General features: G+C 32.4%; 15 protein-coding genes. 7 read left to right on the forward strand and 8 right to left on the reverse strand.

What is annotated here, in order from left to right:
* Positions 1 to 68 precede the first annotated feature (68 nt).
* The 4 genes from rmuC (at position 69) to K1X16_RS01270 (ending at position 3492) form a co-directional block, all read left to right on the forward strand.
* Positions 69 to 1460 (forward strand): DNA recombination protein RmuC, encoded by a 1392-nt coding sequence (rmuC, locus tag K1X16_RS01255; protein ID WP_225034743.1) that lies wholly within the window; start codon positions 69 to 71, stop codon positions 1458 to 1460.
* A 169-nt stretch (positions 1461 to 1629) separates the two neighbouring features.
* Complete coding sequence (locus tag K1X16_RS01260; RefSeq protein WP_225034744.1) at positions 1630 to 2247, forward strand: transcriptional regulator; 618 nt, start codon at positions 1630 to 1632, stop codon at positions 2245 to 2247.
* Positions 2244 to 2960 carry a DUF3307 domain-containing protein gene (locus K1X16_RS01265; RefSeq protein WP_225034745.1) on the forward strand — a complete coding sequence of 239 codons (717 nt, stop codon included), beginning with the start codon at positions 2244 to 2246 and terminating at the stop codon, positions 2958 to 2960. Before K1X16_RS01260 ends, K1X16_RS01265 begins: the two co-directional genes overlap by 4 nt.
* Positions 2953 to 3492 (forward strand): acyl-CoA thioesterase, encoded by a 540-nt coding sequence (locus K1X16_RS01270; RefSeq protein ID WP_225034746.1) that lies wholly within the window; start codon positions 2953 to 2955, stop codon positions 3490 to 3492. The genes K1X16_RS01265 and K1X16_RS01270 overlap by 8 nt, the downstream gene beginning before the upstream one ends.
* Positions 3493 to 3543: 51 nt before the next feature.
* Here K1X16_RS01270 and K1X16_RS01275 read toward each other — a convergent pair whose 3' ends face one another.
* The 3 genes from K1X16_RS01275 to rpmH form a co-directional block, all read right to left on the reverse strand.
* Positions 3544 to 3894 carry a T9SS type A sorting domain-containing protein gene (locus K1X16_RS01275; protein WP_195870603.1) on the reverse strand — a complete coding sequence of 117 codons (351 nt, stop codon included), beginning with the start codon at positions 3892 to 3894 and terminating at the stop codon, positions 3544 to 3546.
* Positions 3895 to 3971: 77 nt separating this feature from the next.
* A complete protein-coding gene (carB, locus tag K1X16_RS01280) occupies positions 3972 to 6827 on the reverse strand; it encodes a carbamoyl-phosphate synthase large subunit (protein ID WP_195870604.1) in 2856 nt (951 codons plus the stop codon).
* A 130-nt stretch (positions 6828 to 6957) separates the two neighbouring features.
* Positions 6958 to 7119, reverse strand: a complete 162-nt coding sequence (rpmH, locus tag K1X16_RS01285) for a 50S ribosomal protein L34 (protein ID WP_195870605.1) — start codon at positions 7117 to 7119, stop codon at positions 6958 to 6960.
* Between the two features lie 183 nt (positions 7120 to 7302).
* Between rpmH and K1X16_RS01290 the strand changes: the two genes are divergently transcribed.
* Positions 7303 to 7881: a DUF2892 domain-containing protein gene (locus K1X16_RS01290; protein ID WP_195870606.1), complete on the forward strand. Its 579-nt coding sequence runs from the start codon at positions 7303 to 7305 to the stop codon at positions 7879 to 7881.
* A gap of 4 nt (positions 7882 to 7885) precedes the next feature.
* Here K1X16_RS01290 and cls read toward each other — a convergent pair whose 3' ends face one another.
* The 3 genes from cls to K1X16_RS01305 form a co-directional block, all read right to left on the reverse strand.
* Positions 7886 to 9334 carry a cardiolipin synthase gene (cls, locus tag K1X16_RS01295; protein ID WP_225034747.1) on the reverse strand — a complete coding sequence of 483 codons (1449 nt, stop codon included), beginning with the start codon at positions 9332 to 9334 and terminating at the stop codon, positions 7886 to 7888.
* Positions 9335 to 9339: 5 nt separating this feature from the next.
* A complete protein-coding gene (locus K1X16_RS01300) occupies positions 9340 to 10299 on the reverse strand; it encodes a lytic transglycosylase domain-containing protein (protein ID WP_225034748.1) in 960 nt (319 codons plus the stop codon).
* A gap of 133 nt (positions 10300 to 10432) precedes the next feature.
* Positions 10433 to 11095: an alpha/beta hydrolase gene (locus K1X16_RS01305; protein WP_195870609.1), complete on the reverse strand. Its 663-nt coding sequence runs from the start codon at positions 11093 to 11095 to the stop codon at positions 10433 to 10435.
* 162 nt (positions 11096 to 11257) lie between these two features.
* Here K1X16_RS01305 and K1X16_RS01310 point away from each other — a divergent pair, with 162 nt between their 5' ends.
* On the forward strand, positions 11258 to 11554 hold the full coding sequence (locus K1X16_RS01310; RefSeq protein ID WP_195870610.1) for an N-acetyltransferase: 297 nt from the start codon (positions 11258 to 11260) through the stop codon (positions 11552 to 11554).
* Positions 11555 to 11628: 74 nt separating this feature from the next.
* On the opposite strand, the gene K1X16_RS01315 is transcribed toward K1X16_RS01310, so the two are convergent.
* Entirely contained in the window at positions 11629 to 12132 is a 504-nt protein-coding gene (locus K1X16_RS01315; protein ID WP_225034749.1) for a hypothetical protein, read from the reverse strand.
* A gap of 83 nt (positions 12133 to 12215) precedes the next feature.
* Positions 12216 to 13550, reverse strand: coding sequence for a tRNA (N(6)-L-threonylcarbamoyladenosine(37)-C(2))-methylthiotransferase MtaB (mtaB, locus tag K1X16_RS01320; protein ID WP_225034750.1), 1335 nt, complete (start codon positions 13548 to 13550; stop codon positions 12216 to 12218).
* Between the two features lie 45 nt (positions 13551 to 13595).
* Here mtaB and K1X16_RS01325 point away from each other — a divergent pair, with 45 nt between their 5' ends.
* Complete coding sequence (locus K1X16_RS01325; protein ID WP_225034751.1) at positions 13596 to 15224, forward strand: ABC transporter substrate-binding protein; 1629 nt, start codon at positions 13596 to 13598, stop codon at positions 15222 to 15224.
* Positions 15225 to 15265 lie beyond the last annotated feature (41 nt).

The raw sequence follows: 15265 nt of genomic DNA on the forward strand, positions 1-15265 counted from the left end.
GATTTGATTTCATTTTCAACTTCAATTTCCTTTTTATAAATTATCTTTAAGAAATTTACATTTTCAATATGAACGACACACTTATTTTACTCATAACTATTATTATTTCCACAGGTATTGGTGCTTTTATAGGCCTTAAATTTTCGCAATTAAAAAGTAAAAGTGATAAAAGTACCCTTGAAGAACGCAATGCTAATTTGCAACAGCAATTCAATGAATTTAAAACGTATTCGGAAACCGAAAACCAAAAACAGAACCATTATTTTAATCAGCAATTAACAGACTTAAAGAATACCATTTCTAAAATTGAAACAGAACGTGAAGCGATTAGACGCGAAAAAGATTTTTTAAATACAGAATTGTCTAGACGTAATTCTGAATTTGAAAATCTTGAAAAAGCCAACCTTAAACGTGATGAAGAATTAGCCATACAACAAGAGCAATTGCGTAAGGACTTTGAGTTAATGGCATCTAAAATATTAGATGAAAAATCTGAGAAATTCACCCTTCAGAATAAAGAAAACATTAAAAACATTCTAAATCCTCTTGAAGAAAAAATAAAAACCTTCGAGAAAAAAGTTGAAGACACACAAAAGGAAAGCATCAGTATGCATTCGGCTTTAAAGGAGCAATTATTAGGTTTAAAAGATTTAAATCAAATTATGGCAAAAGAAGCCACAAATCTTACCAGAGCTTTAAAAGGAGATAGTAAAACCCAAGGAAATTGGGGCGAATTGGTTTTGGAACGTGTGTTAGAAAAATCGGGATTAGAAAAAGACAGAGAATATTTTGTACAACAGAGTTTTCAACGCGAAGATGGTTCTCGTGTACTACCAGATGTGGTGTTACATCTTCCAGATTCTAAGAAAATGATTATCGATTCTAAAGTGTCATTAACGGCTTACGAGCAATTTGTAAATGCCGAAGATGACCAACAGCCTATATTTTTAAAAGCACATGTTAATTCAATAAAAAAGCATGTAGATCAACTTTCTGCTAAGAGTTATCAAGATTTATATGATATTGAATCGCCAGATTTTGTATTAATGTTTATTCCTATTGAACCTGCTTTTGCGGTTGCTATAAACGAAGATAATTCATTGTACAATAAAGCTTTTGAACAGAATATTGTTATTGTTACTCCTTCTACCCTTTTGGCAACTTTACGTACCATTGATACCATGTGGAATAACGAGAAACAGCAGCAAAATGCTTTAGAAATTGCAAAGCAAGCTGGAGCTCTTTACGATAAGTTTGAAGGTTTAGTTACCGACTTAACTAGTGTGGGTAAAAAGATTGATGCTGCCAAAAGTGATTATTCGTCTGCCATGAATAAGTTGGTTGATGGAAAAGGTAATCTTATTTCTCGTGTAGAAAGGATTAAAAAAATGGGAGCTAAAGCTAAAAAATCACTTCCAGAAAGTATTATAAAACGAGCGAATGAAGATGATTTAGATTAAAATTCAACTTCATTCTTATCTCATAACACTCTAGATATTGGCATTCGTTATTCAATTTCTGTACTTTTCTGTTTAAGTTCATAGTGTTAAAATATCATTATTTTATGTGACATATTTAATTATCACGTAAAAAAGCGATATATTTGATTATCGCTAAATTATGTGATATATGAAAACAAGTGTAATTACAGGAGATATCATAAAGTCTAGGCACCAAACAGACACAGAATTATGGCTATCTACTTTAAAAGAAGCATTGTCTTACCTCAATACAAATCCTCAATATTGGGATATTTATAGAGGTGATAGTTTTCAAATAGAGCTAAAAGATGTATTTTCAGGTTTTATTGCTGCGGTTTATATAAAAGCGTGTATAAAAACGATACATGGTTTAGATGTAAGATTGGCTATTGGTATAGGAGATAAATCATACAAAGGTGATAGCGTAAGTGAATCTACTGGAGCTGCTTTTATTTATTCTGGTGAAACTTTAGAAACCCTTAAAAAGGATAAACAAAATTTAAGAATAAAGACAAATAATTCGCAAATTGATAAAGAACTTAATTTATATTTTAGTCTCGCATTAATAGCTATGGATAGATGGACGGTTAATTCCGCAGAAATCGTAAAGTTAACCATTGAAAAACCTAATGCTTTACAAAGTGAATTAGGTGAAATTATTGGTATAAATCAAAATGCAATAAGTACTAGGCAGAAACGTGCTTATTTAGACCAAATACTCGAATTAGATAGTCTTTACCAAGAAAAAATAGCAACACTAGTATGACCGTTATCATCTTAAAACTAATTCTTGCGCATCTTATAGGTGATTTCTTTTTACAACCTAAAAGCTGGGTAAAAGATAAAGAGAAAAAGAAACTGAAGTCAATTTGGCTTTATGTGCATGTGGCTGTTCTTGTCGCTTTAATGTTTTTAGTGGTTTGGGATTTATCTTATACTCCTTTAATATTAGGTATTGCGTTGTTACACCTTATTATAGATGCCTTAAAACTCATTTTACATCGAAAAAAAACAAAACGCCTTTTCTTTTTTATAGATCAATTGCTACACCTTATTTCAATCATTGGATTAACCGCTATGCTTTATGCCGATGCGATTGATATGACACTAATTTTAGACACTAACCTTCTTACTTTATTAATCTGTGTGGCATTTTTAACCAAGCCTACATCTATTATAATGAAGGTCATTTTTTCTAAATGGAATATTTCAAAACTTACAAAAGACAATGAATCCTTAAAAGATGCCGGAAATTATATTGGTGTTTTAGAACGCCTTTTAGTATTTATCTTTATTATAACGGACCATTGGGAAGCCGTAGGTTTTTTAATCACCGCTAAATCCGTGTTTAGATTTGGTGATCTTACAGCTTCAAAAGAACGAAAACTAACCGAATACATATTAATAGGTACATTAATTAGTTTTGGTATTGCAATACTAACTAGTTTACTATACTTAAATCTTATAAATTATGTTTAAACCCACTGAAGATTCTAGAATTCAGATTTCAGAATTAATGAAACCGTCTCATGCCAATTTTGGCGGTAAAATTCATGGAGGCTACATTTTAAGCCTTATGGATAATGTCGCTTTTGCTTGCGCTTCAAAACACTCTCGCAGCTATTGTGTAACTGCTTCTGTTAATAAAGTAAACTTCTTAAACCCAATTGAAGTTGGCGAATTAGTAACCATGAAAGCTTCCATTAATTATGTTGGTAGATCGTCTATGGTTGTTGGTATCAGAGTAGAATCTGAAAACATAAGAACTGGAAAAAAGAAACATTGCAATTCGTCTTACTTTATAATGGTTGCAGTAGATGAAGATGGAAAAACTGTTCCTGTTCCTGGTTTAATTCTAAATAGTGAACTAGATGCAAAGCGTTTTATTAAATCTATAATAAGACAAGAAAGCGACACGAAACGAAGTGCAGATTTAGAAAGTCTTTACAAAAATGTAGATCAACATTTAGACAAGTTAAAAGACTACAAAGTGAAAATTAACTTTAAATAAAAAAAGCTAGTTCGTGTTTTGAACTAGCTTTTCTTTTACGTAATAATTAATTTATTGTTTTATAAACCGTTTGGTTTGCGTTTCCGTGTCATCAGAAATCCTAACTAAATACACTCCACTTTTCCAATTAGAAACATCAATTGATGATTCTAACTTTGAAATAACACCTTTATAAATTCGTTTTCCTAATACATCAAAGACTTCTAATTTTAAATCTTCTACTCTATTTTGAAACTTAATATTAAGTTTATTCTTCGCAGGATTAGGTGCAATAGTGAATTCATTATTTTGAATTTCTACTGAATTTAAGCTTGTTCCATTATTTTCAATTTGGCTTGTAGATACCTGAGCATACGAATATGCAGTTATAAAAAATAGGATAAAAAGTAGTCTTATCTTCATATAAGTAGGGCATTAATTAATGCTAAGTTAGTAATTATTAGTGAATAACACTTACACTTCATCGAAAACTATGCCAATTATTTACTTAAATACATTTTTCTTCGTGCATATAAATCGTAGAACTGATCATCCTTTAAATTATCTATAAATAAGATACTTTCACCAGTACTCTTCATTTCTGGACCTAGTTGTTTATTCACATTAGGGAATTTATTAAATGAAAATACCGGTTGTTTAATCGCATAGCCTTCTAATTGCGGATTAAAATCAAAGTCAGTCACTTTTTTCTCACCTAACATTACTTTTGTCGCATAGTTTACATAAGGTTCTTTATAAGCTTTTGCAATAAAAGGCACTGTACGCGATGCCCTTGGATTGGCCTCTATAATATAAACAACATCATCTTTAATTGCAAATTGAATATTAATTAAACCAACCGTATCTAATGCTCGTGCAATAGTATGTGTGTGATCTATAATTTGCTGCATCACTAAATCTCCAAGGTTAAAAGCAGGCAATAATGCATTACTATCGCCAGAGTGAATACCACAAGGCTCAATATGCTCCATAATTCCAATGATATAAACATTACCATCTGCATCACAAATTGCATCAGCTTCTGCTTCTATAGCACCATCTAAATAATGGTCTAACAATAATTTATTGCCTGGAATAGATTTTAATAAATCAATAACATGAGACTCTAATTCTTGTTTGTTTATTACAATTTTCATCCCTTGACCTCCTAAAACATAAGAAGGTCTCACTAATATTGGAAAATCTAACACATCCGCAATCGCTAAAGCTTCATCAGCAGATTCAGCAACATCAAACTGTGGATAAGGAATATTATGTTTTTTCAATATGTTTGAAAAACTACCTCTATCTTCAGCTAAATCTAAAGATTTAAAGCTAGTTCCCATAATCTTAACTCCCCATTTCTCGAGTTTTTCGGCCAATTTTAAAGCCGTTTGCCCACCTAATTGGACAATAACTCCTTCCGGTTTTTCATGTTGAATAATATCATAAATATGTTCCCAGAAAACCGGTTCAAAATAAAGTTTATCTGCAATATCAAAATCGGTTGAAACCGTTTCAGGATTACAGTTAATCATAATGGTTTCGTAACCACATTCGGCAGCTGCTAACACACCATGCACACAACAATAATCGAACTCAATACCTTGACCAATTCTATTTGGACCAGAACCTAAAACAATAATTTTCTTTTTGTCTGAAACGATACTTTCGTTTTGAACATACGTCTTTCCATCTGGTGTTTCTACTTCACTTTCAAACGTTGAATAATAATACGGTGTTTGCGCCTTAAATTCAGCGGCACAAGTATCAACCAATTTAAACACACGGTTGATATTAAGATCCATTCGTTTTTTATGAACCTCACTTTCTAAACACCCTAACATATGTGCTATTTGACGGTCACCATACCCTTTTTGCTTCGCTTCGAGTAACAATTCGCGATCAATAGTATCTACCGTGAACGTAGAAATTTCTCTTTCAATTTGAAATAACTCTTCATATTGCTTTAAAAACCACATATCAATCTTTGTGATTTCATGAATACGACTTAACGGAATTCCCATAGCAACGGCATCATAAATCACAAAGACACGATCCCAACTTGCATGCGTTAATTTTTCTATAATAGTATCGTAATCTTTATAACCTTTTCCATCTGCACCTAAACCATTTCGTTTAATTTCTAAAGATTGTGTGGCTTTGTGCAATGCTTCCTGAAATGAACGTCCAATAGACATCACTTCACCTACCGCTTTCATCTGTAAGCCTAAGGTACGATCTGAACCTTCGAATTTATCAAAATTCCAACGTGGAATCTTAACCACCACGTAATCTAATGTTGGCTCAAATAATGCTGATGTCGATTTTGTAATCTGGTTATCTAATTCATCTAAATTATAACCGATCGCTAATTTGGCAGCTATTTTTGCAATAGGATATCCTGTTGCTTTACTAGCCAATGCCGAAGAACGCGATACTCTTGGATTAATTTCAATCGCTATAATTTCCTCTTCATCATCTGGACTCACAGCAAACTGCACATTACAACCACCAGCAAAATCTCCGATACTACGCATCATGTGAATGGCCATATCTCGCATTTTCTGAAAGGTTTTATCAGACAATGTCATTGCAGGTGCTAGTGTGATAGAATCACCTGTATGAATTCCCATAGGATCCATATTTTCAATGGTACAGATAATAACCACATTGTCGTTTTTATCTCTAAGTAATTCTAATTCGTACTCTTTCCAGCCAATTAATGCTTTATCAATCATGACTTCGTGAATTGGAGATACCTCCAAACCGCGTGTTAGCATTTCATCAAAATCTTCTTCTTTAAAAACAAAAGAAGCACCTTCTCCACCTAAAGTATATGAGGCTCTAATAACCAAAGGAAAACCGAATTCTTGTGCAATTTCCTTTCCTTTTAAATAAGACGTCGCCGTTGCTTGAGGTGCCATACCAACACCAATTTTAAGCATAAGTTCTCTAAATTGCTCTCTATCTTCAGTAATATTAATCGCATCAATATCTACACCTATAATTTCTACTCCAAAATCTTTCCAAATGCCTTTTTCATCCGCTTCAATACAAAGATTTAAAGCTGTTTGTCCTCCCATTGTTGGAAGTACAGCATCAATTTGTGGGTGTTCTTTTAAAATCTGAATTAATGATTTTGTTGTTAAAGGCAACAAATACACATGATCTGCCATTGTAGGATCAGTCATAATTGTTGCTGGGTTAGAATTTATAAGAATTGTTTCGATTCCATCTTCTCTAAGTGATCGCAATGCTTGGGACCCTGAATAGTCAAATTCACAAGCTTGCCCAATAATGATAGGACCTGAACCGATTAGTAAAACTGATTTTATGTTGTTATTTTTAGGCATGTTATTGAGTGTTTAATATTGAAATAAAATAAACGTTATTAATTTGGCTGTGCAAAAATAGTTAAGAATAGGATACAAAAAAAGGCGTTACACCTAAGTAACGCCCTAATATATTAACAATTGTTAATCATTATTTTTTATGTCTTGCTTCTGTAGATACAGACAATTTCTTTCTTCCTTTAGCTCTTCTACGTGCTAAAACTTTTCTTCCGTTAACAGAAGCCATTCTTTCTCTGAAACCGTGCTTGTTTTTTCTTTTTCTCTTTGACGGTTGAAACGTTCTTTTTGGCATTGTCTTATATTTTTAATAAACTAATAATCTTTTCTGAAAATTGAGACCTCTCTCAAAACTGCGTGCAAATATACAACAAGTTTTTACTTTAGCAAGAAGCAAAAGAAAAATTTTGTATAGAATTTTAACTCTTAGATTTTATTATCTTTGCGCTCTGCAAAAATACACATAAAACACATATATATGTTTAATAAAAATCTAAAACTAGTCATCGCCGCATTAATTATAGGTTTTGGTATCTATCAATTTACTGAAGGTTACATTGGTAACGGCATCATGTACCTATTACTATCTACGATCTTCATTTTTCTTTATTTTAAAAATGAGTTGATTTTACTCGCCTTTTTAAAGCTGAGAAAGCAAGATTTTGTTGGTGCTAAAAAATGGTTAGATAAAATTAAAAATCCTGAAGCAGCTTTAGTAAAAAAACAACAAGGGTATTTAAATTACCTTAATGGTATTATGGTTTCTCAAACCAATATGAATGAAGCTGAAGGGTATTTCAAAAAAGCGATTAGTTTAGGTCTGTCAATGGATCATGATTTAGCTATGGCAAAATTAAACTTAGCTGGAATAGCTTTTTCTAAACGCAGAAAACCTGAAGCTCAAAAACTTTTAGCCGAAGCACAAAAATTAGACAAAAGAGATATGCTTACCGATCAGATTAAGATGATGAAGCAGCAAATGAAGAAAGCTTCAATTCCGAAGCAACAATACGGTCAGCCAACATCTGCAAGACAAAACCGCAGAAGTAGAAGGTAGTTTTTTATAATAAAGGTGCCATTAAGCGCGCAGTAGCTTCAATAAGTTTGGTACGTTTAGAACGTTTTTTCCAAGATTCTAGTTCTAACTTTTCGCAGTGTTTTAAATCATCTGTAAAGAACTGAGTAAGTTCATTACTAATTTTTTTATCATAAATTAAAGCGTTGACTTCAAAATTAATATTGAAGCTTCTGTAATCCATATTGGTTGTTCCTACTGTGCTAAACACACCATCAACTACCATCGTTTTTGCATGAATAAATCCTTTGGTATATTGATACACCTCAACTCCAGCTTCTAAAAGCATTTGTAAATAAGAGTTAGTTGCGTATTCTGCAATCCAAGAATCTGAATTTTTAGGAACAATTAGCTTAACTTCAATATTACTTCTTGCAACAACTTGAAGTGCCGTAATTACTTCGCTATTAGGAATAAAATATGGCGTTGTAATATAGACATAATCTTCAGCATTGGTAATCGCTACAAAAATTGCTTCCATTATATTAGACCAATCTGTATCTGGTCCACTTGCTGCAATTTGAAGCGGTACTGTTGCTTTACAATGATGCTCAGGGAAATAGGTTTTAGAAATTTGTATTTCGGAATCACTTACAAAGTCCCATGTTGTAAAAAACAATATTTGTAAAGGCTTAACAGCTTCTCCAACTATTCTAATATGTGTATCTCGCCAATATCTATCGTTGTTTGCATTAACATACTGATCCGAAACATTAACACCACCAACATAGCCTATCTTTCCATCAATCACAACAATTTTTCGATGGTCTCGATAATTCATTTTTCCAGTTGAATTAGAAAATCGGACTGGCATAAAGGCATGCATTTCAACTCCGCAATCCTTTAGCTTACGCTTCATTTTAGATGATATAGAACTTCCAACATCATCAATAACGATTCTAATTTCGAGACCTTCCTTTGCTTTTTCACATAATAAGTTGAGAAGTTCTGTTCCAATTTTATCATCCTTTATTACAAAATATTCAAGGTGTAAGTGGTTCTTAGCTTCCTGTATATCTTTAAATAAGAGTTTAAATTTTTCGTCGCCATTTTTAATAAGTCTTACATCATTATTTATGGTAAGTTTTGACTTTTCGTTATTATATAACAACGGAATCAGTTTCGACTTTTGATCGAGTAAATCATCTACTTCGTTAATCGCTTTGGTATTGAGCTCTAACGCATCTTGAATTTTCTTAACAATAGATTGATTTAAAACATGTTTTCTAGAAAATATTTTTGTTTTTCTGTATTCTTGACCAAAAAGATAATAGACTATTATACCCACAAAAGGTAATGCTAACAGCCCAATAATATAACTTAAGGCTTTGGTTGGATTTAGTTTTTTAAACAGAATTGTTACTACGGCAGATAAGGCAATTGCGTAGTTTAAAACAATTAAAATTTGCCAAGTATGGTCTTTTACAAAATCCAATGAGTTTATGGTGTGGTGTTAGTACTATAATAGCCTTTTTCCGGTATTTCTATTTTATATAACTTTCTCGATCTGTTATTTAAATGTGGCTCTCTTAACCATGGGTTATGAAGTTTTAATATTTTATAGTTAATATCAAATTGCTTTGCAAAATTCGCAAAATCAACCACAGCAGTATCTACGTCCACTTTAAAAGTTGGCACGGCTTTATACAAGTGTGTTTTGTTGAAATTAAAACCATATTTCTCAGGATGAGATAAAATTTCTTTTAATGCTACAATCCTAAGCACATATCTTCCTGTTTCTTCACCTAATAACAAATCGTAATAACCTGTTACATCTTGTGCTTTTAATCGTCTTGAAATCCCTGCATTTCCCGCATTATAAGCAGCAGCAGCTTTGGTCCATGTACCTAAGTTTTCTTTTGCCTTTTTTAAATAATCGCACGCGACTTCTGTGGCCAATTCTAAATTGTAACGTTCATCTACATTAGAGTTTACTTCTAATCCATTTTCGCGACCTGTTGCAGGCATTATTTGCCAGATTCCACTTGCACCTGCTGGTGATTTTGCAGTTTGAATTAATCCACTTTCAATGACTGCCAAATATTTAAAATCATCTGGGACTCCATTTTTCTTCAAAATTGGCTCTATAATTGGGAAAAATTTTTGAGCACGTTTAAACATTAATAAACCGTTAGATTGCCAATAGGTATTAACCAATAACTCTCTATCCATACGCTCGTAAATATCAGGATCTTCAATAGGAACGGCTTCACCTGCAAAGTTTAAATTCTCAGGCATTTCTAATGCGTAAACATTATAATTATTTACAATAGGATCTTCTGTTCCTATTAAATTATCTTGTACTGCTGTTTCATCAGGTGACTTTTGCATAGAGAAAATAAACAAGCCTGAAATACAGACTACACCTAATAATGCTAAGCTATTTTTTATAATTTTCATGTCTTTATATTTATTTGAATGTCGTGACTTAACTATTATCAATCATCGCTCAGATTAACAATGCTTTAGAGTACGCACTTTTTATTAGTTTTCTTTTTTATAAATGTAATCAATCTTACAACAGGATTCAAACTCAATCCAAAATTAGTTTTGGTAAATTTTCGTTAAACCATTTATATTTATTAATAATCATAATATGTGTTCCGCCTTTAATTACAATACAGTCTCCACCACAAGAATGTGTAAAAATCATATCATTATCACCATGAATATAAATTGCATTAGGATGCGGATTCTCTTGCTCCCAACACACTACCTGTTTTATAGACCAATCTAAATAGGTTTTATCACTCACAGAAAGGTACTTCTTATAGAGATCCACTCGCTTTTTTATAGTTTCACCAAAAGCATATTTAGCTAATAAATCTATATTTCCTAATAGAGACGTTGGCAAAATCTTATAAGCTTTGGTGATTTTCAACAATTTTAATCGTTTTGGCAGCTCGTGATGCGATTTAACACTAGAAACAACTATTAATTTCTTGAGGCTTAAAAACTTGCTCATTTCCTGAACCAAAATACCACCAAAAGATACACCGAGCAAAACTATATTATTGTGTGTAATACATTGACACATCCGTTTAGCATATTGCTCTAATGTTTCGGTTTTATTAGGTATCTGCCACTCTAACCAATGAATTTGAAAGTGATCTTCTGGCAATTTTATATGTTCAAATATGGATGGATTTGCAGCCATTCCTGGCATCAAATAAACATGTATCAATTGGTCACTCATTGGTCTTAAAACTTTTATTTTGAACGTCTTAATTAACTACAATTCTAGGTTTTTAACCTCGACAAGGCAAAACTTTCGTTGATTTTACTTACCTTTGCACAGCAAAACTATATAAAATATAGTATCTACACCGCCAACCGCTGAATTTAATATAAAGAAATTATGACAGAAACTGCTGAACTGACTGACAATGACTTCCTGCGTCAATTTGAATTAAAGGTTGAAAACGACATGGCTATTATTGAGTATTCTTTGCAAGAACGAAAGATATTCTTAACCAAAATGGTTATTCCTGACACGATAAGGTCTGATGAATTTGAACAAGATTTTATTGATTTAGTCTTTGCAAATATTAAAGAACGAAACATTAGTGTGGTACCAACAAGTCCTGAAATCGCAAAATTTGTAAGACGAAACAGAAAATATAAGCGTATGCTTCCTGTAGGTATTCGTATATAACTCTAGATGTTAGACAATATAAAAAAATCCGAAACGTAATATGTTTCGGATTTTTTTATGTCTAATTTTTAAGTTTATTGTTTGGTATAAACAAGTGTTAAATCTTTAGTTTCTAGTACTTCTGTAAAATCTTCATTATAAATATCTACAGCATTTTTATAAACCGTTGTTAAGGTATTTTGTTGCAACACATAAACTCTATCTGAAATTTTAATAGTATCCTCATCTGTAATGTTATATTCTGACGCAAAACTTATAATTCCCTCTGTATTACAATCTGAATTAATTCTGTACACACTGGTAGTGTCTTCTTTGTAGTATTGTAATGGGTTAGAAAACTCGTTTCCAGAAAAAACAGAACCATTATTTTTAAAGGTTAATGTCTCCTCTTTATTACAGTCTATTTCCTTAGTGAGATTTGTGTTAGATTCACCATCTTGGTTAACATCAAAAGGGATATCAACAGTTCTTGTAGTTAACAACCATACACCAACAATGTCGTGTTCACTTTCATCTGAACACGATGTTGTCATACCAATTATACAAATGAGAAAACAAACTGCTAAAATCTTATTCAATGTGGACGAATTTAATAAGACCAAATATAAAACGAAATACGGTATTTGTAGAAAAATTCGTGTGATTAAATATAAAAATTAAGCTATTTTAAGGCTAATTCCTTTAGAAATTCAAAACGAACCAAACCATCGTCATCAATTTTAGTTAATTTCACGTTTTCGAGTGTATTTACTAATTCTGGATTCCAAGGTGCTTTTACTTTTACATAATTTTCTGTAAAGCCATGAATGTAACCTTCTTTGTTTTCGCTTTCAAACAATACAGTTCGTTCTGTGTTTAATTGTTTTTCATAAAAAGCACGTCGTTTTTTAGCTGATAAGCCTCTTAACATTTTACTGCGCTTTGCACGTTTTGCTTTAGAGACCACATTTGGCATTTCTGCAGCTTCCGTATTGTCGCGTTCTGAATATTGAAACACGTGTAAATACGAAATATCTAATGCGTTCAAAAAGTTATACGTTTCAAGAAAAGCATCGTCTGTTTCACCAGGAAAACCAACAATAACATCCACACCAATACAAGCATGTGGCATCACTTCTTTTATCTTAGACACTCTATCTACATACAGTTCCTTCATGTAGCGACGCTTCATCTTTTTTAAGACGTCATTACTTCCACTTTGTAATGGTATATGAAAATGAGGAACAAAAGCTCTAGAGTTAGACACTAAATCTATCGTTTCGTTTTTCAATAAATTTGGTTCAATTGAAGAAATTCTTAGGCGTTCTATGCCTTCAACCTTATCTAATTCTTTAACCAAATCTAAAAAGGTATGTTCGTGCTTTTTATTCCCGAACTCCCCTTTTCCGTAGTCTCCAATATTTACCCCAGTTAACACAATCTCCTTAATCCCTTTTTCTGAAATTTCTTTGGCATTCTGTAATACATTCACCATTGTATCACTACGAGAAATACCTCTTGCTAACGGAATTGTACAATACGTACATTTATAATCGCAACCGTCTTGAACTTTTAAAAATGCTCTAGTTCTATCACCAATAGAATAACTTCCTACGTAGAAATCGGCATCTTCTATTTCACACGAATGCACTTCACCAAAATCGTTTTTAGTTAGGTCATTTAAGTAATCTGTAATTTTAAATTTCTCCGTTGCACCCAAAACCAAATCTACTCCGTTCACATCGGCTAATTCTTCTGGTTTTAATTGCGCGTAACAACCAATAGCAGCAACAAAAGCATCTGGGTTACTTTTTTGAGCATGCTTAACAATAGTTTTAAAACGCTTGTCTGCATTCTCGGTTACCGAACAGGTGTTAATCACATATATATCAGCCGTTTCTTTAAAATCTACACGATCAAAACCTTCATCCTTAAAACTTCTAGCAATTGTAGAGGTTTCAGAAAAATTAAGTTTACAACCTAATGTATAAAATGCGACTTTTTTTGTTGGATTCATTCTTGTACTTTTACCAAGTTGGCAAATTTACAACATATAAGTTATATGCTAAAACTCACACCATTCTTATTCAATAGATTACTTATTACAGTCGTCATTTTCACGGTATGTTCTTGTACTTCAAATGAAAACGAACATCCAGATCATCTTGTTTTTAGATATAACGAACACAAAAATATAGGTTCTCTAGATCCTGCATTCTCAAAGGATTTGGCGGATATTTGGGCAACACACCAATTATTTAATGGCTTGGTTCAGATGGATGATCAATTGAATGTAAAGCCGGCTATTGCTAAAAATTGGACAATTACAGATAGCGCAACAACTTATAATTTTACCCTTAGAAACGATGTGTTTTTTCATAAACACGAATTGTTTGACCAAGATTCTACAAGAAGGGTTACAGCTTCAGATTTTGAATACAGTTTCAATAGATTAAAAGACGAAACGATAGCCTCACCAGGAAGTTGGGTTTTAAATAAGGTGACTAAATTTTCAGCCGTAAATGACTCAACGTTTCAAATTAAATTAAAGCAACCATTTCCAGCATTTTTAGGGTTACTTACCATGAAATATTGTTCCGTTGTTCCGAAAGAAATTGTTGAACATTATGGTAATGATTTTAGATCGCATCCTATTGGGACAGGTCCTTTTAAATTTAAACGATGGGAAGAAAATTTAAAATTGGTTTTTAGACGAAACAACCATTATTTCGAAACAGATGCAACAAACCAACAATTACCTTACCTCGAAGCTGTTGCTATTACGTTTTTACCAGACAAACAAAGTGAATTTCTTCAGTTTGCCCAAGGGAATATCGATTTTGTATCTGGATTAGACGCCTCTTATAAAGATGAAATTTTAACCACAGTTGGCCAGTTAAAAACTAACTATATAGACGATGTGAGTATGATTCGAGGTCCATATCTTAATACTGAATATTTAGCGTTTTACATGGAAACTAAAGTTAATACCATTCAGTCTTTAAAATTGAGAAAAGCAATTAATGTAGGATTTGATCGTGATAAAATGATGATGTATTTGAGAAATGGTATAGGTATTCCTGCTAGTGGTGGATTTATTCCTAAAGGTCTACCTGGTTATGATGATACAATTGGTTTTACCTACGATCCTGAATTAGCAAAACAATTAGTTTCTGAATTTAAAGCTGAAACAGGAATTAATGATCCGGAAATCACCTTAACTACAACAAGTAATTATTTAAGCTTTTGTGAATTTATTCAACGCGAACTTCAAAAAACAGGCTTGTTAGTTAATGTAGATGTTATCCCACCATCAAGCTTAAAAGATGCCAAAGCCAATGGACAAGTAGATTTTTTTAGAGCCAGTTGGATAGCCGATTATCCTGATGCAGAAAATTATTTATCACTATACTACAGTAAAAACTTTGCTCCAAATGGTCCTAATTACACCCATTTTAAGAGTGCTGAATTTGATGAAATGTATGAAGCTGCCTATTTAGAAACAGACTCCGAACGTCGGATAGAGCTTTACACAAAAATGGATTCTCTTATTATGGCTTCTGCTCCAATAGTGCCTATGTTTTATGACGAAGTTGTTCGGTTTACTCGAAAAAACGTAAGCGGATTAGGAATTAACGCAACCAATTTACTGGAACTGAAATCTGTTAAAAAATCAGAACTTAAAAACTAAAAACAGTAAAACGCATCAAAACGTAAGACACATTAAAAATA

Origin of the sequence: Winogradskyella sp. SM1960, assembly GCF_020179375.1 — a bacterium.
In the GTDB taxonomy this organism is placed as follows: domain Bacteria; phylum Bacteroidota; class Bacteroidia; order Flavobacteriales; family Flavobacteriaceae; genus Winogradskyella; species Winogradskyella marina.